The sequence below is a fragment of the Segetibacter sp. 3557_3 genome (assembly GCF_004354985.1).
Classification (GTDB): domain Bacteria; phylum Bacteroidota; class Bacteroidia; order Chitinophagales; family Chitinophagaceae; genus Segetibacter.
Window position 1 is genome coordinate 147,545 of sequence record NZ_SMSK01000015.1, and the last position, 22,786, is coordinate 170,330.

At 46.9% G+C, this 22,786-nt stretch carries 15 protein-coding genes and 1 pseudogene; 2 read left to right on the plus strand and 14 right to left on the minus strand.

Translation table 11 applies throughout. From position 1 onward, the window contains the following. Positions 1-213: 213 nt before the first annotated feature. The 11 genes from EXU57_RS19370 to EXU57_RS19420 all read right to left on the minus strand — a co-directional run bounded on the left by EXU57_RS19370 (position 214) and on the right by EXU57_RS19420 (position 15,618). Positions 214-1,254 carry a PmoA family protein gene (locus EXU57_RS19370; protein WP_207955537.1) on the minus strand — a complete coding sequence of 347 codons (1,041 nt, stop codon included), beginning with the start codon at positions 1,252-1,254 and terminating at the stop codon, positions 214-216. 16 nt (positions 1,255-1,270) lie between these two features. After that, on the minus strand, positions 1,271-2,644 hold the full coding sequence (locus tag EXU57_RS19375) for a Gfo/Idh/MocA family protein (protein ID WP_133269900.1): 1,374 nt from the start codon (positions 2,642-2,644) through the stop codon (positions 1,271-1,273). A 163-nt stretch (positions 2,645-2,807) separates the two neighbouring features. Then, positions 2,808-4,100 (minus strand): alpha/beta hydrolase family protein, encoded by a 1,293-nt coding sequence (locus tag EXU57_RS19380; protein ID WP_133269901.1) that lies wholly within the window; start codon positions 4,098-4,100, stop codon positions 2,808-2,810. Positions 4,101-4,505: 405 nt separating this feature from the next. Then, the gene (locus EXU57_RS19385; RefSeq protein WP_133269902.1) at positions 4,506-5,309 is read right to left on the minus strand and encodes a phosphatidylinositol-specific phospholipase C/glycerophosphodiester phosphodiesterase family protein; all 804 of its coding nucleotides are present in this window, start codon (positions 5,307-5,309) and stop codon (positions 4,506-4,508) included. Between the two features lie 29 nt (positions 5,310-5,338). Then, a complete protein-coding gene (locus tag EXU57_RS19390) occupies positions 5,339-6,181 on the minus strand; it encodes an endonuclease/exonuclease/phosphatase family protein (protein ID WP_133269903.1) in 843 nt (280 codons plus the stop codon). A 367-nt stretch (positions 6,182-6,548) separates the two neighbouring features. After that, positions 6,549-7,043, minus strand: coding sequence for a hypothetical protein (locus EXU57_RS19395; RefSeq protein ID WP_133269904.1), 495 nt, complete (start codon positions 7,041-7,043; stop codon positions 6,549-6,551). Between the two features lie 192 nt (positions 7,044-7,235). Then, positions 7,236-9,128, minus strand: a complete 1,893-nt coding sequence (locus tag EXU57_RS19400) for an ATP-binding protein (RefSeq protein WP_133269905.1) — start codon at positions 9,126-9,128, stop codon at positions 7,236-7,238. After that, positions 9,125-9,706 carry a YfiR family protein gene (locus tag EXU57_RS19405; RefSeq protein ID WP_133269906.1) on the minus strand — a complete coding sequence of 194 codons (582 nt, stop codon included), beginning with the start codon at positions 9,704-9,706 and terminating at the stop codon, positions 9,125-9,127. Before EXU57_RS19405 ends, EXU57_RS19400 begins: the two co-directional genes overlap by 4 nt. Continuing rightward, complete coding sequence (locus tag EXU57_RS19410; RefSeq protein ID WP_133269907.1) at positions 9,703-11,664, minus strand: TonB-dependent receptor plug domain-containing protein; 1,962 nt, start codon at positions 11,662-11,664, stop codon at positions 9,703-9,705. Before EXU57_RS19410 ends, EXU57_RS19405 begins: the two co-directional genes overlap by 4 nt. Before the next feature lie 248 nt (positions 11,665-11,912). Then, positions 11,913-12,722 carry an SDR family NAD(P)-dependent oxidoreductase gene (locus tag EXU57_RS19415; protein WP_133269908.1) on the minus strand — a complete coding sequence of 270 codons (810 nt, stop codon included), beginning with the start codon at positions 12,720-12,722 and terminating at the stop codon, positions 11,913-11,915. 433 nt (positions 12,723-13,155) lie between these two features. Further along, the gene (locus EXU57_RS19420; protein WP_207955538.1) at positions 13,156-15,618 is read right to left on the minus strand and encodes an outer membrane beta-barrel family protein; all 2,463 of its coding nucleotides are present in this window, start codon (positions 15,616-15,618) and stop codon (positions 13,156-13,158) included. Positions 15,619-16,125: 507 nt separating this feature from the next. Here EXU57_RS19420 and EXU57_RS19425 point away from each other — a divergent pair. Beyond that, a complete protein-coding gene (locus EXU57_RS19425; RefSeq protein WP_133269909.1) occupies positions 16,126-16,755 on the plus strand; it encodes a hypothetical protein in 630 nt (209 codons plus the stop codon). A gap of 69 nt (positions 16,756-16,824) precedes the next feature. Here EXU57_RS19425 and EXU57_RS19430 read toward each other — a convergent pair whose 3' ends face one another. From EXU57_RS19430 to EXU57_RS19440, 3 genes and pseudogenes are all read right to left on the minus strand, one after another. Beyond that, positions 16,825-17,781, minus strand: a complete 957-nt coding sequence (locus EXU57_RS19430; RefSeq protein ID WP_133269910.1) for a D-2-hydroxyacid dehydrogenase — start codon at positions 17,779-17,781, stop codon at positions 16,825-16,827. 180 nt (positions 17,782-17,961) lie between these two features. Continuing rightward, complete coding sequence (locus tag EXU57_RS19435; RefSeq protein ID WP_133269911.1) at positions 17,962-19,728, minus strand: L-lactate permease; 1,767 nt, start codon at positions 19,726-19,728, stop codon at positions 17,962-17,964. Between the two features lie 429 nt (positions 19,729-20,157). After that, positions 20,158-21,600: pseudogene (locus EXU57_RS19440) on the minus strand (erythromycin esterase family protein). 237 nt (positions 21,601-21,837) lie between these two features. Here EXU57_RS19440 and EXU57_RS19445 point away from each other — a divergent pair. Further along, a complete protein-coding gene (locus EXU57_RS19445) occupies positions 21,838-22,338 on the plus strand; it encodes a DUF1579 domain-containing protein (protein ID WP_133269912.1) in 501 nt (166 codons plus the stop codon). The last annotated feature ends 448 nt before the right edge of the window (positions 22,339-22,786 follow it).

Consider the following 22,786-nt stretch of genomic DNA (forward strand, 5'->3'; position numbering starts at 1 on the left):
TTTGGATATTGTCCCGAACCGCAAGGTGTGAACATGTTTATTTGAAGTAAGCCCGGGCTCCGTAATAAACCAATAGTACAAGAGTGCGACGCAAGTAAAGCTTCATCGCCAACCAAAAGCCCGGTACCAAAAAAAACCTGTTATCAGCAACCCGGGTTTCCCGATGTTTTAACCGGGATTGCTTCGTTGCACTGCCAATTACAAACAGGCAAATTATTTGCCGAAAGCTGTTGCGGCGGTATTCAGTTGCGCAGGGGTTGGTAGTGTACCATTGTTTATAATGACCTGGTAGCGGAACGTAACCGACTTACCCGGATCGAGCGAATAGTTCAGCTTTTCTTTGCCACCACTTAAAGCTTCCTGGCCCAGTGGATTTGCGGCAAACAAGCCATAGCCACGGGCATGCCAGTAAGTAGGATAACCCGGGTTTGAAGGATGATCAACAATGGTGATCGCAACGGGCTCGCCTTTCTTTTTGCCATACATCATACACCATTTGCCGCGGGTACCCCAAACATCGTTGCCGGTTTTGCCTTCGCTGGTTAGGAATGTTCCGGTAACCCCTTCGTTGTTTAACACGGCAACCTTTGTAGGAACGCCCTGGGCATCGGTATAGATCTCTGGTTTGTCGGAAGGAATTTCCAGTTCGCGGCTCACCCGAACGCCCAATACCCCCTCTTTATTGTCCTTAAATGACACCCGTTCTTTTTGCGCGGTAAGCGTGCCCACTCTTTCGATGGTGCGGCTATTTGCATTTCCCCTGAACGTAAAAGCAGTTTGCTCTTTTAGCAACACGTTGCCCTTGCTGTCTACCCAATCGGCCTCTACCACCAGTGTGCCCTTGTCTTTGCCATTTTCGGTTTTTACAATCCGGCGGTGGCGAATGCTGCCAAACTTTGGCTTGTCTTCGGGTTTAATTGCGTACGAATTGTTCCAGAAGTCGAGCCCGTTTACATCGCCATAGTTAAACCAAAGCCCGATATGATGCGGGTGATCGGTTCGCTCATTAGGCTGGCTATTTAATGGAAACCCGCGGGTGACCAGTGTACCCGATGCGGTGTGCAGGGGATACAATACGGGTTTGTCGATATCGCTCTTGTACAGGTAGGAGGTAAACAATTTTCCATCGATCATTACATCCACTTTTTGCGCTTTGTCGTCCTGCACAAACCTGACTTCCCGTTGTGCTGATGCAGCTGCAAACAAAAAGAGTTGAAACACAGCAAGGCTCATTGTCTTAAGTATGCGTATCATCTTATTGTTCTTCTGATTATGATTGATATGATTTAAAAGGCTGGAACGGCTTTCCACCAACCATGATTTCCTGTGTTTTTTCATCGAAGACTGCCTTCTGCCCGGTAAGTACCGCAGCATTGGTCATGATGGTTGCTATGGAATGGCTATAACCTGCCTCTACGGGCGCATTTGGTTGCTTGCGGCTGCGAACACATTCCATCCAGTTGCGGATGTGGTTAGAGGTGAGTTTATCGCCCCCGGTGTCGGCCGAAGCGATCACGGGTTCAACCACCGACAAACTTGACTCGGGTAATAGGAACGGCTTTAAGCCAGCGGGTGTAGCTGCCCGCTCGGGAAGACCACCATTTGGTGAAACCTTGTTGGTGTTCAGGTTTAGCTCGCCGCCATTGGAATAATAAATCTCGGCCGGCCGTTCGCTGCCGTTGTGCATACGTGAGCCAAAGGTTACCTGGAAACCATTTGAAGGATCGTTTACCGGACCATAGTCGAACACTGCATAGATGGTATCCCAGTTTTTGCGGCCATCTTTCCACTTGTAGATGCCACCGTTTGCTACAACACTACGCGGATGCTGGAGCCCACTGAACCAATGCACGGTATCAATCTGGTGGCTCATCCACTGACCAGGCAAACCTGACGAATAGGGCCAGAATAAGCGAAACTCGAGGTACTTCCTGGGGTCAAACGACTCAAACGGGCGGTTCATGAGGTAGCGTTTCCAATCGGTGTCTTCCTGCCTTAGTTCTGCCACCGCTTCGGGTCTGCGCCAGCGCATGGGTTGGTTTACGTTCCAGGTTAGCTCCACCATCGTGATGTCGCCAAACTTTCCTGATTTGATAAATTGTTCCGCAACATGATAGTTTGAACCACTGCGTCGCTGCGATCCAATCTGCACAATCCGGTCCGAAGCTTTTATGCCTTTCAGTGCCGCACGATTGTCTTCCATTGTTTCGGCAAATGGCTTTTCGCAATACACATCGCAGCCAGCTTTAACCGCTTCGAGGGCATGAAGCGCGTGTTGGAAATCGGCAGTACTCACAAAAACGGCATCAACCAGTTTCTTATCATACATTTCCTCGTTATTCCTGCACGCAGTAATGTCGTGCTGCATCTTTTCTTTCCATAATGCGGCACCGGCTTCCCGTCTTTTGTTCCAGATGTCTGAAACCGCAACCACATCAAAATTCAATTCTTTATAGTGGTTCATAAAACAGGGAACATGCGAGCTGCGGTGGCGGTCGGCAAAGCCGACTACACCAACCCTAACGCGATCATTGGCTCCAATGATCCGGTTATAACTTTGTGCGCTCCAACCCATCTGGGTGGCCAGGACCCCTGCTCCTGCGAGCGCTGAATTTTTGATGAAATCACGGCGTGTATTATTCATAATGGCAATTGAGGTGAGAACTAATATAGTTGACTGAATTTCGAAAGAAAGAGCGGTAATGGCTTGTAAAAGAAGCCAGGATAAAGCGTTGATGTAATTCCCATTTTCTTGTGGCTGAAGTACAACAAGCAAGGTGTTTACTTATGAAATCCGGCAAAAGGTACTATAAAAATCTTTTCATATAATCTATAAACAGGGGCCAGTCGGCGGGTATGGTTCCATGGCCGCCTGCATGCATATAATAAGCGAGTGTATTACGTAACAGTGATTGGTCACCGGCCCCGGGCATATCGCCTGAGGGACCACCTTTTCCGAATAACTTATACACCGGCTCTGCCGCCACGGCGGCAAGAAACTCTCCTTTGGGGTCGGACCAATAATCGGTATCCCCGGTTTGTAAAAGCAGGGGCCGGGGTGCCATTAGTGCAACCAACATATGCGCGTCGACAGGCGATGCATTAAAGTTGGCGGCATAGCTGTGCCAGTTTGGTGCAAACTGGTAATAGTATCGCGAAGTGTCGGTCATATGTTTGATGTTTTCGCCATAGTCTCGCCTGCTGATGGCCGCGCCGCCTTCGCCTGAACAACTTGCAATGACCATTTTAAAGCGGGGGTCGCGTGCACCGGTCCACAATACGGTTTTCCCAAGGCGCGAGGTTCCCTGTAGTGCAACCCTGTTTGCATCAATCCCCGAGTCGGTTGCAAAGTAGTCCATTGCACGGCTCAGGCCCCACGACCACGCCGAGATGGCACCCCATTCATTGGGGGCAGGTTCAGTTTGTCCCGGCTTCAGGTAAGTTGACCGGATACCATATTTGAGACCCTGCTTAAAATCGGGCTCGATGTCGGTGTAACAAACGGTAGCAACACCAAAACCCTGCGATACGAAACCGGCTACATCGATTTTACCAAAGGCTCGCTGTTCCGATGCAGGCACTTTTTTTCCTTCGCGTGTCCAAACAAAGCCGGCTTTCACTCCCGGGTCGTCAACGGCGTTTACGTTTGCGGAGAAATTGGCAATCAACAGCAGGGGCGACGCCTTGTCGGCTCTGGCGGGCAGGTAAATTAACAGGTCCATCTTGTGGCCTGTGGTGTCTTTTGTAAAGTAAACGATAACCTGTTTACGAAGCGCTTTCCCGTTGAATGCGGGGGTTCCTTTATCAAACACCTTGAACCGCATGTCCTTTGGCCGGGGCGGCACCTTACCAAATTGGTGCTCTTCAAACAGTCTTATAATCTCAGGCCGGCGGCGTTCGGTCCATGTCTTTGCATCGCTAACTTTTGTCCCGTTTTTTAGTGTGAACAGGGCAGGCAACGTGTAGTTGCCCGTTAATTCCTCTTCATAATTTATGGGGAACCCTGCTGAAGTTTTGGGTAAGTTTTCTTTCTGCGCAAACAGGCAGTTCGAGGCGAAAACGAAAAATATCAATAACAATTTCTTTGGGGCAAGCTGCATGTTATCGTAACGTTTGATGGTCGAATATAAAACTAATCGTATGCAATTATTTGGGAAAGCAGGGTTGATAAAAAGAAAATAAGGTGAGCACCCCGGCAGAAACGATCTGGCAAGTCATTCGGCGGCTGAAAGCCACAACCTGTTTAATTCAGTAAGCAAATGCTTCAACAAGGCATCCCTTCAGGAGATGTTGATTGCAAATACTTTTCGGGACCAAGCCTTTTGGAACGCTATATGGCCCCGGTTGCCCGCCCGGCTGCGCCAGTCGGAAGGGCTTCGCACACTTGTACAGTTGAATTTTTTCAGCAAAACTTCCAGTTTTAAACGTGCAGGCACAGTAAACGCGACAACCAGCCGTTGTAGACAATGCCTATCGGAAATATATCTGTGAGGGGAATACACGACTTACCTGCCGTCAGCTGAACGCTTAAAGAAAGCAGCGATTTCAGCTACCTTATCCGTGTTGATATAGTCGGCTTTCCATTCAATGAACTGCTTCCAGGCCGTTGGTAGATCGGGCGCGTTCCAGAAGCGTATCGGTTTTTTAAGCGCATGCGCTTTGTCGATTAGTGATTGCACGAGCGCACGCTCTTCCGTTGCGGGCACCCCTTCCCCACTCCATTTCGAATAACGTTTAAAGTTGTCGCTGAATAGTGCAATCCTGCCAAGGGTCCCAATGGTGTATTCCTTTGCCAGGTTGCCATCGAACCAGATGTAAGTTGGATAACCCGTAAATGTCGCTATAGCGGGTTGATTGCCGGTAATCACAAGCTTCAGGCCCTTGCAGTTGACAATGCTTTTGTATCGACCCACTACGGTTTCAATCCTGGCTAAGGTTGCTACTGCTTCGGTCTTTATGTCGATCAATAAGAGCAATGTTTTTGCCCGATCAGCATAGGCATAACCCCTACTATTCGCTATCGCTTGCTCAAGCGGATCAAGGTAAAGCGACTCTAACGTTCTTGCCCGTGCCGTGTCGGCAAGATTATGCGCAACATACAATACGGTATCGATTAAAAAGACATCGGCTTCAATAGAGCCAAAGCCTTCCTTGTAAGCTGTCCAAAAAGGCACAGGGTGGTTATAATCGTTGTGGGCATGCGCGTTTGCAGCCGTATAAGTTGTTTGTGCTGATAAGGTATTAACACCGGGTAGTAACATTACCGTTATGTTCAGCACCAACAGGTAACGATACAGGCTATTGCGCACAGGCTTAGTTTAACTTTTTAAAAATGGGGTCACTTAAGGCTCAGGCTAACGAGAACAGGAAAGTGATCCGAGGGAAATTTGCCATAGTACGTATCGGTCAATATTCCCCATCGGCTAACCGTGAATTTGTCGTTAATAAAGATATGGTCGATGATTTCGGTGCTTTTTCTCGCGGCGCCAAATGCATTGAAGGATGCGTTGTTTACGTAAGGATATTTGACCTCCTTGTAGGTATCCTTCAGGAGCCCGGAATTCGCCAATTGCAGGTACCATTCACTTTGCTGCGAGCCGTTTAGGTCACTAGTGAAAATAACGGCTTCGTTGCCTGCAATCGATTTGATCTTTTGGAGGATGAGTTTACTACTTTCTTTTCGGGCCTGTACCCCCTGGTGATCAAAATGGGCGTTGAAGAAGTAGAACTTTTTACCGGATTTGTTGTGCTGCAGGTATAACCACGAACAAATGCGATTACAGCAGGTTGCGTCCCACCCGAGGGAAGGCTTTTCCGGTGTCTGTGAAAGCCAGAAATCGCCTTTGTTCAGCACCTTAAACAAGTCTTTACGGTAGAAGATGGCCGCGTGCTCCCCTTTGTCCTTACCGTCATCGCGACCGGCACCAAACCGGCTATATTCAGGCAGGGCACTACTCAGGTCGTCCAGCTGATTTTTTAAACCTTCCTGGGTACCCAACAGGTCAAAGTTGTGAAAACGTATCAGTGCTGCAACTACCGGTGCCCTGTTCACCCATAAGTTACCCGAGTCGCGGGCATTATCAAACCTGATGTTATAGGTACCCACGGTCATTTCCTGGCCGTAGGCATGCCCAAGCATATTCAGTATTAACACAGTAATACAAGCGACTCTATTAATCATACGGGAATTTATTAAACTGCCAAAAGGCAATACAAAGAAATACATTCTGCAACGATTAGAACACTAAGTTTATGTTGTCATTACAATTGTTGGCCACAACGGATTGACCAGGTAAATCACCTTAAAGCCCTGTGCATGGTAAGGTTCAATACTCGTGAAAACCCGGCAGCGTACAAAAGAATAGGGGTGTTAAAAGGGAAGTGCAACTGCAGCATATCGCCTGACTCCTCCAAAATAAAAAGGGAGAAGCCGATTCGACTCCTCCCTTTAATCAGCCTCTTGAAGCAAATCACGGCAGCTAGGTTCGGAAGACCTGATACTACTTCAGTATTAAGGTGTTTCCGGGTGTTGAACAATAACGGATCGCTTACTTCTTTTTGATCCTCTTTTGCACCTTTTTCATTGCCACACCCGCCAGGAGTCCGCCGGCCGTATACAATCCAATAGTTAAGATAGCATCCCTGTTAGCGTTCCAGAAATCGCTTGATGGCTTACCATCCAGTTCATTGTTTAACCCGCCGCTGTAATCGTCTTTATGCCGTTTGCTTTTTGACTCAAGAAAGGCAACACCGGCACCTGTTGCTGCGCCAAGTAATGCGCCCGTGAGCAGAGCGTTTTTCTTTTTGCCAAGCTTAATAAAACCGTAATAAGTCGCTGCGCTAAGCAGCTCTTTCGAAACTTCAATCAACATCTTGTGGCTGCCTTTCTTTTTCGAACTTTTACGAAGCTTCTTGATAATTCCCGGTTTATTAAGCAACTTCATTTTAGGCTTTTTGCCATCAATGTTTTGAAGCGCCTTTTCAAGGAGGCCCAGGGTAGTAGCTCCTGCTATTCCGCCCTGTAATGCATTTGCCAAATTCATAGTTGTAAGTATAAGTGTAGGTTATCAGAACAAACCGGGTGCCAGCACGATTGATGCGGGCCGTTATCCTGGTTTACGACAAAGTACAATAACCGCACCCCTGTTTGCAAACTGCCAGGCACTTGAAATTTTTGAAATGCTCCAGGTGAGCTAATGATTGAGCCAACCCCTGGAGCAACACCTAAACCTGGGCTACTTGTTTTCCTGGTTCATCGGAAGAATGATGGTAAAGGTTGATCCTTCGCCTGGCTTGCTTTTCACGGTTATGGATCCATGATGATTTTCAACAATTTTTTTGCATAACGCGAGCCCGATACCGGTACCGGGGTATTCCTTCCGGCTATGCAGTCGCTGAAAAACGGTAAAGATTTTATGGGCATACTGTTGGTCAAAACCGATGCCGTCGTCTTCAAAAATAATCCTGAGGTACTGACCTCCGGTTGCTGAAGGAAATTCGGGTTTTAAGGCATCTCCGTTTATTATATTACAACCAATCCGGATGTGCGGCACTTCGTTTGAAAACTTCAGCGAATTGCTCAAAAGATTATACAACAACTGGTTTAATTGAAGCCGGCTTCCTTCTATTGGGGGCAGTACATCACGGACGATTACCGCTTTTTTTTCGCTAATGGTAAGTTCGTGGTCGCTAATGATTCCATCCAGTAACTCGGTAAGGTCAACGCTTTCGATTCTTCTTTCCTGATTGGTAAACTGGCTGTAATTCAGTACCGCTTTAATGAGGTTCGACATTCTGCCTGCTGAAAGCTGGATTTTGCCCAAAAGAACCCTGATCTCCTCAGGGTCCTGCCAGCGGTTTTCAATCATCGTTGCGAAGGTTTGAATCTTGCGCAAGGGCTCCTGCAGGTCGTGAGATGCAACATAAGCAAACTGCTCCAGTTCCTTATTCGACTTTTCCAGTTCGTCGTTCAGGTTGCTTAACTTTTCATTTGCGGCTACGATATCTGTAATGTCGTGACCAACCAACAAAACCCCATCAACCTGTTGGTCCTTGTCAAAAAGCGGGATACAGAAATTTTCAAGAATGCGTGCGGTTAGCCGCGACCGGTAATTTGGGGTATGTATGATTTCGCCCTTGAGCGCCGCTATTAAATCGTGTTGAATTTGCGTGCCGGTTAGTTGCGGGAACACTTCCACCATATTCTTTCCCTTAATGTCTTCGGAACGCACCTGGTACAAGTCTTCAGCCGCTTTGTTCAGGATAACATAGTTTAGTTGTTTGTCGAAGACTGCTATAATATCAACCGAGGAGTTGATGATCGTTTCCACGAATTCGTTGTTGTGTTTTAATTCCAGGTTAGCAAGCTCGAGTTCCCCGGTACGTTTTGCTACCTGGCTTTCCAGCTCTTGGTTAAAAGCCAGGATTTCCTTGTTTTTAGTTTCTATCTGCTCAAGCATTTGATTAAACGAGTCGGTAAGTTGGCCAAGCTCGTCTTCGTCGTATTTGCGGGCACGGATGGTATAGTCCTGTTTTGCAGAAACATCTCCTGCCGTTTTATACAGCGCCAGGAAAGGCTCAGATATTGTACGTTGCAGGCGAACCGAAAGCAGGTAGGCAACGAATATTGAAAGCATCAGCACAGCGGAAGCAATCACGAAATATAATTTCAGCCGCGCATTGATCCCCTTGAGGTTGGATTGAAGATAAAGCGTGCCGACCTTCCTGTTTTTATAAACCACCGGCTCAAATCCTTTCAGGTCACCTTCGCTGTAAGTGTACCCCTCGGTCGCCGGAGCAGCAGGAAGCCTGGATGGAAGTATAAATGCCGGGTACTTGGCAAAGAGCTTGCCGTTGATATCGTATAATGCGCCGGCGATTACATGGGGTTCAGCTTCCAGTGACTTTAGCACCTCAGCGGCGTCTTCTTCATTTTCGAATGCAAGGGCTGCGGTACTGTTGCTCGAAACAATTTCTGCCAGTGTTTCCAACTGTGCCTTAGTGGTATCCCGGTATGAAATGATTTCGTAAGTAAAAAAGGCGGCACAGGTAAGAAATACAACAACGCTACTTGTCAGCATTACTATCCGAAGAAGCTTTTGTTGTATGGAGATGGTCTTCTTATTCATTGCTGTTCCCGCACGGGGGCTACGATATCGGCCAACCGGAGCATCTTTGAACTGATATTGAGTTCCGCTGCTTTTGCTGCTGCCAGGTTGATCTGCAGGCGTATTTTGTTATTCAGTGTTTGAAAACGTACGATTCCGCCGAGCCGTGCAAACGCATATTGTTCCCCTACGGTTAAGGTGTACCTGGCCGGAAGCGCGGCAATCAACGCCGGTATGTTGCCTTCAGTTTTTTCGGGAACGTACAAGATATGACATGGCAACACTTCTTTTATCGTTGCATAGCGCTGAACAACAATCGGGTGATCTTTTACTTTCTCCCCGGCAACAGTTTGATCGATCACTGTTTTAAACGGATCGTCGCCAAGAATACCGATTACAAACGGTGAGCCCGGAGCACCAAAGGCATGTTCCGGCCACACAACAAACTGACTGAAGTTAAACAGGAAAGCCGCTTTGATATTATACTCACGCGATGACGACTGCGTATATGCGGAAAGCAACGAGCATGTCATAAACAGCGCCATTGCCGTGCGACCGACCCGGATCCCTGGTGATATTTGTTTCAGGTACTTTCTCAAAGCCTGGCAGTGAGTTTTAAATAATAGCCCCTTGGTATCCGAAGGGATCCAAATTCAGTATGACGTTCGCGGAAAAGGTTCTGACCCGTGAGGGAAAGTTCTGCGAACTTAAAACGGTAAGCAAGCCGGGCATCATAAGTAAAATATGCGGGCACTTGAGCTGTTGCCAGTGTTTGTGGAATAGAATCGAGGTACCTGGCGATAAGATCAAGGTGCAAATTAAGTGGCAGCTTTATCATCGAGTGAAGTTGCGCCTGGTGCCTGGCATCGTTGGCCAGGTAGTCCGGATTGAACTTATGCCCTTCCTTTGCGCTAAGGTCCACATCAACATAGGTGTACCCGATTCTCATACGCCAATTTTTCGACAACTGGTAAGTTCCGGAAAACTCTGCCCCCCACGATTGCCCCCGCGAGCCATTTTGTTGCTGAAATGTGGAGGTGCCTGGAATCGCTTCAAGGCTATAAAGGTCGTTGTAACGGTTGTAGAAAGCAGCTACCGAGAAAGCTGACTTGTGGTTTGGCTGAACCCGGTAACCCAGCTCGTAAGCGACCATCTTTTCAGATACGAAGTCAGGACCACCAAGCACACCTTGTGCTGGTGGTGTAACAGGAATTGCCGGAGAAAAATAGTCAACGTCTATCCTGCTGGGTGTACGTATTGCACGGGAAACTGCCGCCCAAATGGTGTTGTTATCTGACACACTTACGGCCAGGCGGGCGCTTGGCTGCAAGCCAAAGCCGGTATACACATTGTGCAGGAGCTTTGTGCCCACAGTAAGCTTAACGGCTTTTGACAAGGTTACCTGGTCCTGGATGAAGGAATTGAAAAGGTCGAGGTTTTTTACCCTTGGTAAAATCGCTAACCGGGAATTTTCCGATTCAAATTCGTCTTTCACCCACCTGTACCCGATACCCGTTGTCAGGTGGTGAGCCTTTCCGACAGGAAAATGTAACTGCATATCAATGTCTGCGGTATTCATCTTATCTGATGAGCGACCTGGGGCGTCGGTTTTGTAATAACGATCATAATATACCTGCACACTAAAGTCCGTAGTCTCAGAAAATGACTTGGTCCAGCGACCGATAACATTCTGACCGTTGAAGTCAGAATTACCACCCGCAGTTTGGATGCTTCCGGTATAATAGTCACCCTGCACGGTATAAATGTCGCTTTTGCCAGCCGCACCATCAACCCTGAAACCGCCCTGGCTCACCCGCCATGCATCAGTGAAATCATCGCCGGCCGGTGTTTGTGTGGCCCCTCTGGCGCTGTGCTGCCCATATACCCTAAAGTTTGTATTACTCCCAAGCTTACCGCCATAACGTACCGAAGCCTGGTTATCTAAAAAGCTCCCTATTGCCAACGCGGCATAGAGCCCGGTCGTTTCTTTACTGGATTTGGTGATGACATTGATAACACCGTTGACGGCATTTGCTCCCCAAAGGGTGCTGCCAGGTCCACTTACAACCTCTATTCTTTCAACATCTTCCAGCAGTACGTTCTGCATATCCCAGAACACGCCGGCAAAAAGCGGGGTATAAACGGTTCTGCCATCGATCATCACAAGAAGCTTATTGGCAAAGAGGGTGTTGAAGCCCCGCGAACCGATGATCCAGGTATTCGAACGCATTTGCGCAACCTGTAGATTGCCAACCAGCCGAAGTGCTTCGGCAATGTTTGTTGCCGCAGAGTTCCGGATATCTTCACCCGTGATTACCTGAACGGCTGACGCAGCAGTAGCCAGTTTTTGGGGCGACCTGGAGACAGAGGTAACTTCGAGTTCCATTAGTTCCTCTATGGACAGTGCTTTTAGTGCATGCGGAGATTCAGGGATAACTACCTGGCCTTTGCTCGACAAAGAAGCAAGCAGGAAAAATGCCGTCAGCAGACCGGCCGCGAAAGAAGGTAAGCAGAATTTGGAAGGCGGTTGATCTTTCTGCGGGGACGTACAAGGCATGTGGTCTTTTTAGGATTGGGTTAATGGAAAGATACCATGCAGAAGACAACTGTGGCAAAAGAAAGTAAAAAATCCAGATGAACCAAATACAATAAGCTGGTAATTAGATGTATACATCTTGAATCAATTCAACACTAATAGCCGGAATCAGTATATACATGTCGGATCAAATGTTGATGAATCAAAAAAGCCTCCGTTTCGGAAGCTTTTTTGATCGGGCCGCAGGTACGGTGTTTACATTTACTAATTTATTCTTTACCCGATTTTGGTTCCTGCATTTTGTTCATTTGTTCGGCCAGCATCGTATCGGGGACCACGTTACTCATACCCACCATAATCTTGTTCTTTAGCCCCGAAACAATCTTATCATCACCTTTCATAAGGGCATTGTAACCATCTCTTGCAACCTGGGCAGCATCAGACAATTTACTATCAAGAATCTTGGATGATTGCATATGTGCCTTATTGAAAAAGTCGGTGTCGGTTGCCCCCGGCTGTAAGGCGGTGATGGTAACTTCGCTGTCTTTTAGTTCGCTGATAAGTCCCTCTGTAAGGTGTAAAACATAAGCCTTGGTAGCATGGTATACGGCTTGCCATGGCCCGGGTAATTCTGATGCAATCGAAGCAAGTTGCAGGATCTTACCACTGTTGCGTGTCACCATGTCTTTCAAATACAGGTGGGTTAACACGGTAAGTGCCGAAACGTTAAGCTGAATAATCTCCAGTAGCCGGTTGATGTCCTGGTCAACAAACAATCCATACTGACCTTGCCCTGCATCGTTTACCAACACGTCGACGGTTATGCCCTGCGCATTAACCTCATCATACAACTCGAACGCTGCACGAGGTTCAAAAAGGTCCTTAACGATTGTTGTTACCTGTACATTGTACTGTTGTTTAAGTTCACTTGCGCTTCGCTGCAAGTCACTTTCTGTTCTTGCTACCAGCACAAGGTTGTAGCCATCTTCAGCAAAACATTTTGCCAGTTCGTAACCGATACCGGCAGATCCGCCGGTAATCAACGCATAACCTTTTGAGGAACTATTTTCTGTTGCCATTTGGTTCTTTTTATTGAATGATGAATGGAAGAAAAACCAGGATGATACCAGGCTGAATACCGGTTGTCGCCCCCTATGACCAGGTCCAGGTTGCCGGTAATCATCCTATGGTTTCCTTCATTGCATCATTTCCACGCAATTAGAATACCGCCTCTTTTATGATGATGCGCTACCACAAAGAAAATTGTTGTTTAAGCCTTCACGGGTATAAAGGCCGGTATTCTAGATAAACCAACGTTAAGGTGGGAAATTATTTCTGCACTACTATCTCACCAGTGAGAGGCTTAGTGGATTAGATGAAGGACGTCTGCAATGCAACTGCGCATCACCTTAGAACCTTATTCTTAAAGCTGCCCATTATTTTCTAAACATTTAGAGAGGAGCAAACAGGGATAATAACATGGCAATTTAGGGGGTTCGGTAATATGTACAATCAGGTTCGGTTTACTTCTTCAGCACCGCTGCTTCTGCGCTTTTGTTCTACTTTCTGCCCCCTGCTAAAATTATAACGCAGCGAAACACCAACTGCCCTAATCCGAAAGTATTGATCAAATTCATTTACCTGGCCGCCGATATCTGTTGTCCACAAATACCTGAAGCCTTCGAACAGGTCCAAACCATTGATGGTTAAGTCGAGCTTTTTATTTAAAAAGCTGCGTTTAAAAGCGAGGTCAACCCTGCTCATGGCAGCCATATGGTACAGGCCCGAAGCCGCAGGGCCGCGCAGCATAATATTCACTTCCATACGGATTTCTTTTGGCAACAATATGATATGATTTGACTGTAGCATAACAAACAACTGATCATTTATTACTTCCCCGAAGTTTGTTTGCATAGCATATTTGTTATACGATGCCACAAGCGTATTTTGGGTATCCCACTTCTTTAAGATTTTTACCGGTGCAACGGCAGTTAAACCAACGCTATGCCCTTTGTTGATGTTTCCAAACGTGTACACTGTTGTGGTATCTTCTACATCTAACAACGGCACCTCAGATATGACATCGATATAATGATAATAGTTGAATGAAAGATTATACGCTTTTTTAAACACCTGTGTTACGCTGAATGAATTGGTGTATTGCGGCCGTAGTTGGGTATTGCCTTCATACCAGGTGTATGGATCGCGATAAGCCCTGAACGGATTTAAATTGCCATAATTAGGACGGGTGAGGCGACGGCTATAACTATAATTGATGCCATAATTGTCGTTTACTTTTTGCTGCAGAAAAACACTTGGAAAAAGATTGGTGTAATTTCTTGGGGTAACAACGCCCAGGGTTATAGAGTTGCCAAGTGATGCCGTATGTTCGAGCCGTAAGCCGGTTTGAAGTGTAAGCTTTTTGTTGATCGGACCGCTGTAATTCAGGTAGCCAGCATAGATATTTTCACGGTATTTAAAATGATTTGTTCGCAACGGGTCAAGTACAAGTGCTCCGTTATTAAAGTAAAATTGAAAGTCGTTGTCGGAGATCACCCTGCTCGCCTTTGCGCCGGTTTCAAGTTTGTGGACCTTTCTTATTGGCAGCGTCAGGTCTATCTTACCGGAATAAATATCGTATCCGTTTGGAGTATTGGTAAACAGGAAGTCCTGGGTTTTAGGACCATTGCCTGTGCTTGCATAGTAGTTATAAAAATCCGACGTTCCCCTGTTTGTAATTCTAACATAATCAAGATCGGAAGTAAGCAAAGCACCATTGGTATCGAGTTTGCCCGTGTAATGAAGATTGGTCGTCAAATTCCGGTAGGTATTTGTGCTGTAATTATCTGCTTCAACAATCTGTGTAGGTTTCCCCGCTTCACTGCCCAGCCGGGTGTCGGTAAGAAACTCCTGGTCGCCGGTATTTTTGGTATAGTTAACCATTACCCCAACAGTATGCCTTTCATTGAAGCTGTAATCGGTACCTACACGCACCGAGGGCGGGCCCCAATTTGTATAGCTGCCAATGGCATCCTGGTCGAAATAGGTGGTCTTGTTGGTGCCATAAAACACCCGCGTGAAAGTGGCATCACGTCCACCCACCCTACGTGCGAGATCAATATTTACAAAGGAGTTCCATTTGCCGCTTTTATGATTGATGTTGAGACCGGAAGAAAAGCCATGTTGTTTTTTGAAATTGTAATTGTAAGTGGCATAAACACTGCCATTCATACCCTGTTGCGTATTTTTTTTGAGGTTGATGTTTAGTATACCCGATGTGCCTTCTGCATCGTATTTAGCAGATGGATTGGTGATGATCTCAATGTTTTTCAAGTTTTCGGCTGGCATTGCTTCGAGCATGTTGCGAAGGTCTCTTGCCGACAAATAAGTAAGCTTTCCATCAAGCATTACGGTCACGCCGGAACGCCCATTGAGTTGAATGTTGCCTTCGGCATCGATAAACACGCCGGGAGCCCTCGACAGTACGGCATACGCAGAATTACCTGCAGCCATAGCGGTTCCCTCAACACTTACTACCATGCGATCCGCTAATTGAACAATAGTTGGCCGAAGCGTTGTGACTGAAACATCCGCCAGGTTTTTTACTTCCGGCTTAAGCGAAAAGCTGCCGAAATCGCGGGAGAATTCGGTGGTATTCACCTCGAACACTTCCGTTTTTAGCTCACTAAAGCCAATTGAAGTAAAACGCAGTAAATATTTGCCCGGAGCAGGGCTTTTGGCTGAAAACTTTCCATCGACACCAGTAAGCGTTCCACTTATCAACGACTGGTCACTGACCCGGATTACGGATACATTGGCATATGGCAGGGGGGCCGATTTCTGGTCGAGGAGTTTTCCGGTAAGTGTGCCTGTTTGAGCCGATGCAATAGTGCCGGTGCAAACGAGTAAGGCACAGATAAACAAGATGCGGTATACACCGCTGGTGTTTCTTAAAGCTAAGGTTGCTGTTCTCAAAATTATGATGGTTGTATCACTGGATCTTCAGAACAGTGCCAATTATATAACTTGCTGATTAACAATTTTCTGAAACTCCTCATAACTACGAAAGTGCTCGTAACCGAACAGGTGATTGTCCGGTTTTGATACATATCGACATAAGCGTACAGTAACCGTGCAGCAGGCGTACCACAACCCAGATTGCGCCTCGCCAATTGTAAATGTATACCACCCCTTTCTGTTCCCTGGAGCTCTTTCAGCAAACCCTTCCACACAGACAAACAGAATCCGGTTGTACCGGAATGAATTACAAATAACAATGCAGCCGGTCCTGGTCGTCAGGTATAAATCAGCAAACCCGTAACTGCCTAACCCACTTTCAACAGTTCTGTAACGACTTGTCTGCCTGGAATGCCAAACCATCGCATTATATCGCAATTCATTTAGGTCAAGGCAGCTATTTGTCTTTTCCTGTACCAACTTGCGGTGGAAATTAATCAACAGCAAAACCGGACAGCAATTCCAATGGCTGCTGATCCGGCAACCGAAACAACAAATTCAAATAACCGTACAACTTATTATACGATGCGACTCATTTTTTTTCTTGTGCTTGTTAGTATTATTGCCTGTAAGGAGTTACAACACAACAATAACCCCGCACCATTAAAGGTGGGTTCAGTCGTGGATAGTATGCCCGTAATACCAAGGTTGCTGGCGTTAGGGCAGTCGGCAAAAGCCGAGATCGAGCAGGCAAAAACCGAAGATCAGGTGACTATTATCTCCGAAAAGTACAAGCAACGTATTCATCGCTACCTCACGGATTCAAGCCATTCCATTATTGCCGGAATACCCACCAGGGTAGAACGGGTTGAGCCTTCTTCAGACCAGGTGTATGTGTCTGTGTCAGCCGACATGTTCAAGTTTTACGCATACCTGCCAAAAGCTCCAAACGACAGCCCTGCACTGAACCAAATTTTCCGGTCGGTTAACCAACTACAGGTTAACAGTAGCAATCCGATTAAGATGATCTACCTGGGCGAATGCGAAGTTGGATTCTTTAAAGATCAATTTGAGATCACCATCAAAGCCATCCCGGTTTCATCCAATACCAGGGTGGATGGAAAACTTGTTCAGCAACTGGCGCTGCTGCAATGAGCTACAGGACACAAGGCTAACCAGGTGTTATCACCATAGCCCATTTAAACTTTTAGCATTTGAGTAAATTCAATGTACCACGTTCACCGGCTTACCCTGTAAAAAAGCATGAAGGTTGTCAACGGCTATGTTCATTAGTCGCGACCTTGCCTCAAATGTTGCCCAGGCAATATGTGGAGTAATCAGGCAATTGTTTGCCGTGAGCAGGGGATTATTTGGTGTGGGCGGCTCATCCGATAGTACATCAACCGCAGCGGCGGCGATCACGCCCGTGTTCAGCGCGTTTGCGAGGTCGTATTCATTTACAATCGGTCCACGCGAAGTATTGATGACAAATGCCGAACGCTTCATCCTGGCAAGGTTCTCTTTGTTAATGAGCCCCCTGGTTTCCGGTACCAATGGACAATGTATGCTTACCACATCTACAGTTTCGAACAGTTCCTTAATTGGCACCCACCTGAAGTTTTCACGATGCGACTGATCAGTTTGCGTGCGGGTGTATGCAACGACTTTCATACCAAACGCCGTTGCAACATCGGCTACTTTAGCACCGATATGGCCAAAGCCAACGATACCTATTGTTTTACCAGCAAGTTCCAGTAGGGGGAAATTCCAATAGCACCAATCCGGCGAACGCGTCCACATGCCATCAAATACCGAATCGCTGTGCCGCTGTACACGATGGCAGAGTTCGAGCAGCAGCGCAAAGGTCATCTGAACGACCGAGGAGGTACCATAACCCGGTATGTTCGACACAACAATCCCTTTCTGGTTTGCAGCGGCAACGTCCACCACGTTGTAGCCGGTAGCGAGTACCCCGATGAACCTGAGTTCAGGCAGTTCGGCGATCACAGTAGCGGGCAAGGGGGTTTTGTTGGTAAAAACGATTGCCGCATCCTTAGCACGGCTTACTACCTGGTGTGCAGGAGTACGGTCGTAAACCTGCAATTCTCCGGGCGCCCCCAACGCATCCCAGCTGAGGTCGCCGGGGTTTAATGCATATCCATCTAAAACAACGATTTTCATGTTATTCTTTCTGCTATTTACCAGCTTAAACCACCGCCGGTTTCGTGATCGTTTATCCGTGATATCAGGCGAACTTATTAAAACTAAAATCCCGCATCCGCCACTCCCACTCATATCATGGTTCATGACATTGATCTGCTATTGTAAGAAACAGGCAGATGAAGCTATGAATGAATTGCGTTAGGTCTCTGTTGCGGGTTGTTCACCCTTTCTGCTGCCTACAATAACCAACAAAGCCACCGTCACAATGGCGCCAAGTAGCAGTAATAAATAATTGTACCCTGCAGCAAGATTTGCAGGTGCAACTCCAGTACGACCGTCGCTCATCACATAATGCGGTATTAAAGTCGTAAGCACATAAGCCTGCAAGAAACTGAGCATACAAATAAGTATTAATAATATAAAGCTGTGCTTTACGGTAAACCGGAAAAGCTCCCCTTCTTTTCCGACCAGGTGTCCGGCAGCGGCGGCAATCGCGATTGATTGTGGCGATATCATTTTTCCCACCACACCACCAGACACATTAGCACCCACGGCCACGACAGGGTCAACCCCGATGGAAAGCGCCGTCTCAAACTGCAGCTTGCCGAAAAGGGCATTTGCGGAGGTGTCGGAGCCGGTGATAAATACACCCAGCCACCCAAGAACCGGTGCAAAAAACGGGAACAAATAACCCGTGTTTGCAAGTACCCCTGCCATGGTAGCAGATATTCCTGAATTGTTGAGCACGTAAGCAAAAGCAAGTATTGCAGCAACAGTAATAATCGGAAACCGGAGTTGATGCAGGGTAGCAAAAAAAGTAGTGACCGCAGCCCTTACGCCAACGCCAATCAGGGGCAACGAAATTAATGCGGCCGCGAAGATTGCAGTACCTGCAGAACTTAGGTAGTTCAGTTTAAAAACCTGCGGTAGCAAGCTTCCGTTACCCAGCACAATGGCGTGGTGCAAAACAGGTATTTCGTATTGAGCATGGCCATATAGGGCAAGTACGTCTTTAACTGGTTGCAGCCCCCATGCGATAACCATCAGGGTTAAAATGATAAACGGCGAAAATGCCCTGAATACCTGCCAGCCCGAATAGTTGATGCCCAGATCAGTTGTTTGATGCGGCTCATGGTCAAACTTCCAAACGCTCTTCGGCTTCCAGAATTTCAGCAGAACAATCAAACAAACGATCGATCCAATTCCAGCGAGTACGTCGGGTAACATGGGACTGAGGTAATTCGAGGAAAACCACTGGAGGAATGCGAAGGAGATACCACACACCATTATCGCCGGCAATACCTCTATCGACTTTTTGAACCCGCAAATCAGTACCACCAGGTACATCGGTAATACCAGTGATAGCACCGGTAGTGTTCTTCCGACCATCTGTGATATCGCCATTTCGGGTATGCCAGACACCTGCGACGCCACCGTGATCGGGATGCCAATCGATCCAAATGCAACAGGGGCGGTGTTTGCTATAAGGCAGATACCTGCGGCATACAAGGGGTTGAATCCTAAACCTACCAACATTGCTGCAGTGATGGCTACCGGTGCACCAAATCCGGCTAATCCCTCCACGAAAGCGCCAAAGGAAAACGCAATCAACAATGCCTGTAATCTCCTGTCGGGAGTTACCGACGCCATAAAACCTTTTATGATCTCAAGTTGGCCGCTTTGTACGGCGATGTTGAAAAGGTATACGGCGGTTATTACGATCCAACAAACGGGGAATAGCCCGTACAATCCCCCATGCATAGCAGAGCGTAGCGCAAGGCTCACCGGCATACCATAAGCAACGATGGCGACCAGAAGGGAAATTAGCAACGCGATCAGCGCCGCCTGGTAACCTTTCATTTTCCTTATGATCAGCGCATAAAAAATAAACAGCACCGGCAGTACAGCAACGCACGCCGACAAGCCAATGTTACCAAAAGGGTCAATTACCTGTTGCCATTTCATAATGCCTGCAGGCTTGAAGTTGATTTTTGAACGATCAAATGCGCTTAGCCTGTAATACCTACCCGGCAACCAGATCCGGGTTTTGGGCTACCGGCCATTAACTATTTTCAACAAAAACAATGTGAGACTCCTGGCTCCAGGCATTTATCCTTAACCCGGCATCGTTGCGTCGCACTCTTGTACCGCAAATCATAGCTGAACTTTCCAGGTACAGCATGGCATCAGCGAAAAGTGGTATGCAAACCAGCTCACCTTAAATGTATCAATTATCCGGTGAAGGGTAAACAGAATTAGTGGATTAGCTGGTATATTTTCAGCGCTGTTTGCGTTCACCCTGTTGATCTGTGACTGGCTATAACTACAGGTCAATATTACAAAGCACCTCCCATAATGATATCTCATGAAGCCGTTTCCACGATAGGCCTGGTGTTAACTACCGGAAGGATATAAGTCAGGAGGTTCGTTCCGCAGTTTTATATTCAGCGGATGCAAGGCGTTGGTTTGATCGATAAAAATAAATGCATCATAACGACTCGGCATTACCGAAGGAACGAAATACGGGAACTGTACATTGTCCGGGTGATACACTACGCCAATTGCCCGATGGCCGATTTGTTTTTTGAAAAACGCGTCGTTACTGATATCTTTTGAGAGCACGATTTTGTTTGTAGCCCCGGTCAGGTGTAACAGTTCTTCCCAACTGCCCTGCTCAGCTTTTGGAACATCCATCACCTTGAAAGGCGCTCCCCAGGATGTTGCTGCGATCACCCTTCCCTGGTAGGTTCCAAAGCCAACGATAAAAACATTTTCTTCACCGTATTCTTTTCTTACCAATTGGCCAACGTTTACTTCGCCACTTTCAGCCATATCCGTAAAACGGGCATCACCAACGTGGGTATTGTGTTCCCAAAGTACAGCCTTCGAAGCGGGTCCATGAAAGGAAAGCAGCCGTTTAAGCGTAGTCATCATATGGTTGTCGCGAATATTCCACGACTCCGGACCGCCCTTGGTCATTTCCCTATAGTATCGCTCGCCGTTCAGGGCAACCAGGGCGTTTTGTTCCATTACGAAATCGGCTTCCGTTTTGGTCGTTTTATCTTCAGTCATCTTTTGTACCGACCGCCAGAAACGGTTTGTTTCATTGCGGCAGTCGTCGCCCTGGTTAGCAACGGCCAGGGCATATTGCTGCGCATCTGCATTATACGGCTGAAAACAATCGTGAACTTTATTCGCGGCACTAACTAAAGAAGGACCAGCTTCCTTTACATAGGGCATTACTTCCGACATCGACTCCCAGAGACAATAAACATCAAGGCCATAAAAACCAACTTTTTGATCTGCACCTTTAGCCTGGTTATTAGTATTTAACCAGTTTACCAGTTATGCTATTTCGGTATTGCCCCACATCCAGGTTGGCCACCTGTTGTAATGGTGCAATAATTCAATTACTTCGCTGCTGTCCTTTAGTGGCCCTTTTACAAAATTGTTTACCCGGTAAGAGTCGGCCCACTCGCTTTCGGAGGCGATAAAGTTGAAGCCTTTTTCCTGGATGAGCCTTTTGGTTATTGCAGAGCGCCAGGTATAAAATTCGGAGGTTCCATGGGTAGCCTCACCCAGCAACACCACCCGTGCATCGCCGATTTGTTGCATCAATATATCAAGGTCCCTTTCATTGCGCAGCGGGTAATTGGGAATTTTTACACGAACAGAATCTCTGTCACCTGTTTGTGAAGCAAAGCTATACCCGGGATTTTCCGTATTGCTGCCAACGGGAACCTGCTTTTGATTAACAGGTTTTTGTTTGCAGGAAATGCAGATCATCAGCAGGGATACCGCAATTGTAAATGCCCGGGTTTTCATGGTTGCAATCATCACATAATTTTTTTATAATATATCACAATTCAGGGGCCAAACCGGGATAGTTTAACCCTCAGATGCGAAGCTTCTACATTCATGTGATTGTTTGGTATACCCAATTGATAATTAGCGGATCCCGCACGGGCTAACCGCATTAAGTTATTATATTGGAGCTTCTAAAGGTTATCGAAACAGCAAGCAAATCGCTGTTGTTATTTATCCTGTTCACGACCTTAAAACAAACAAGATAATATGAGCGAACAATTTCAAGATTCCAAAACATCGGGTATACATTACCAATTAAGCAGGTTAGCCGGCAATTGGGAAGGCAATACGAAAACCTGGTTTGAGCCCGACAAGCTTGCAGATGAATCGCCGATGCGTGGCCAGATGCAAACCATACTTGATGGCAGATTTATCATGCATGAGTATACCGGCGCATTCGGCGACAAGCCGTTTAGTGGTATCGCCATTTTTGGTTACGACCTTGCTTTACAACAATTCCAGGGATTTTGGATTGACAGTTTTCATACCGGAACCGCAATGATGTTTTCAACCGGTAGTAAAGGTGATCATAACCTTAACGTACTCGGCAGCTATGCCTATGTTACCCCCGAAGTAGAACAGCACTGGGGCTGGCGTACAAGTATAGAGATGGTCGGCGATGACGAGCTGGTGCTTACTGCTTACAATATCACACCCGAAGGAGACGAAAGTAAAGCAACAGAAACGGTGTACAAAAGGGTTAAATAACTATCCCGGGCCCATGCCTTCGTTTCAGCCTGTACACCGGGACTGCATCCCGGAGTATGCGGCACAGGATTTCGACCCTTGTGCGATCATGCTTTATCAGCCCCTCGCTGCTTAATAGAATTACGTGTTGAGGGAGCTAACGAACTCCGTCGTTCAGCAATGTTGACGCTGTTTTTAGTTCCAAGCGATCACTTGTTGAATTATCGTTTGCATACTTCATCATTCGATCATGTTTAGTGAGAGCGGTATTCCATATGCTGCTTGAAAATATGCGGTACAAGGGAGTGATTGCTATGATACGCCTTAGCTTTTTGAAACTTTTTTTTCTGTTTTGTTTATGCCACTCCTTTGTAGTTATTCACATATTTGGCCTGGTTATTTATCACTGCGACAGCTCTCAACGCTATTTTGCTTCTTATAGCGTTTATTGCAGATAATTCATGTTTTC

What these genes read in the sequence shown, in the direction of transcription:
- EXU57_RS19370 (WP_207955537.1), bottom strand. Translation starts at nt 1,254, where the DNA reads ATGATACGCATACTTAAGACAATGAGCCTTGCTGTGTTTCAACTCTTT.
- EXU57_RS19375 (WP_133269900.1), bottom strand. Translation starts at nt 2,644, where the DNA reads ATGAATAATACACGCCGTGATTTCATCAAAAATTCAGCGCTCGCAGGA.
- EXU57_RS19380 (WP_133269901.1), bottom strand. Translation starts at nt 4,100, where the DNA reads ATGCAGCTTGCCCCAAAGAAATTGTTATTGATATTTTTCGTTTTCGCC.
- EXU57_RS19390 (WP_133269903.1), bottom strand. Translation starts at nt 6,181, where the DNA reads ATGATTAATAGAGTCGCTTGTATTACTGTGTTAATACTGAATATGCTT.
- EXU57_RS19395 (WP_133269904.1), bottom strand. Translation starts at nt 7,043, where the DNA reads ATGAATTTGGCAAATGCATTACAGGGCGGAATAGCAGGAGCTACTACC.
- EXU57_RS19400 (WP_133269905.1), bottom strand. Translation starts at nt 9,128, where the DNA reads ATGAATAAGAAGACCATCTCCATACAACAAAAGCTTCTTCGGATAGTA.
- EXU57_RS19410 (WP_133269907.1), bottom strand. Translation starts at nt 11,664, where the DNA reads ATGCCTTGTACGTCCCCGCAGAAAGATCAACCGCCTTCCAAATTCTGC.
- EXU57_RS19415 (WP_133269908.1), bottom strand. Translation starts at nt 12,722, where the DNA reads ATGGCAACAGAAAATAGTTCCTCAAAAGGTTATGCGTTGATTACCGGC.
- EXU57_RS19425 (WP_133269909.1), top strand. Translation starts at nt 16,126, where the DNA reads ATGGCTGCTGATCCGGCAACCGAAACAACAAATTCAAATAACCGTACA.
- EXU57_RS19430 (WP_133269910.1), bottom strand. Translation starts at nt 17,781, where the DNA reads ATGAAAATCGTTGTTTTAGATGGATATGCATTAAACCCCGGCGACCTC.
- EXU57_RS19435 (WP_133269911.1), bottom strand. Translation starts at nt 19,728, where the DNA reads ATGAAATGGCAACAGGTAATTGACCCTTTTGGTAACATTGGCTTGTCG.
- EXU57_RS19445 (WP_133269912.1), top strand. Translation starts at nt 21,838, where the DNA reads ATGAGCGAACAATTTCAAGATTCCAAAACATCGGGTATACATTACCAA.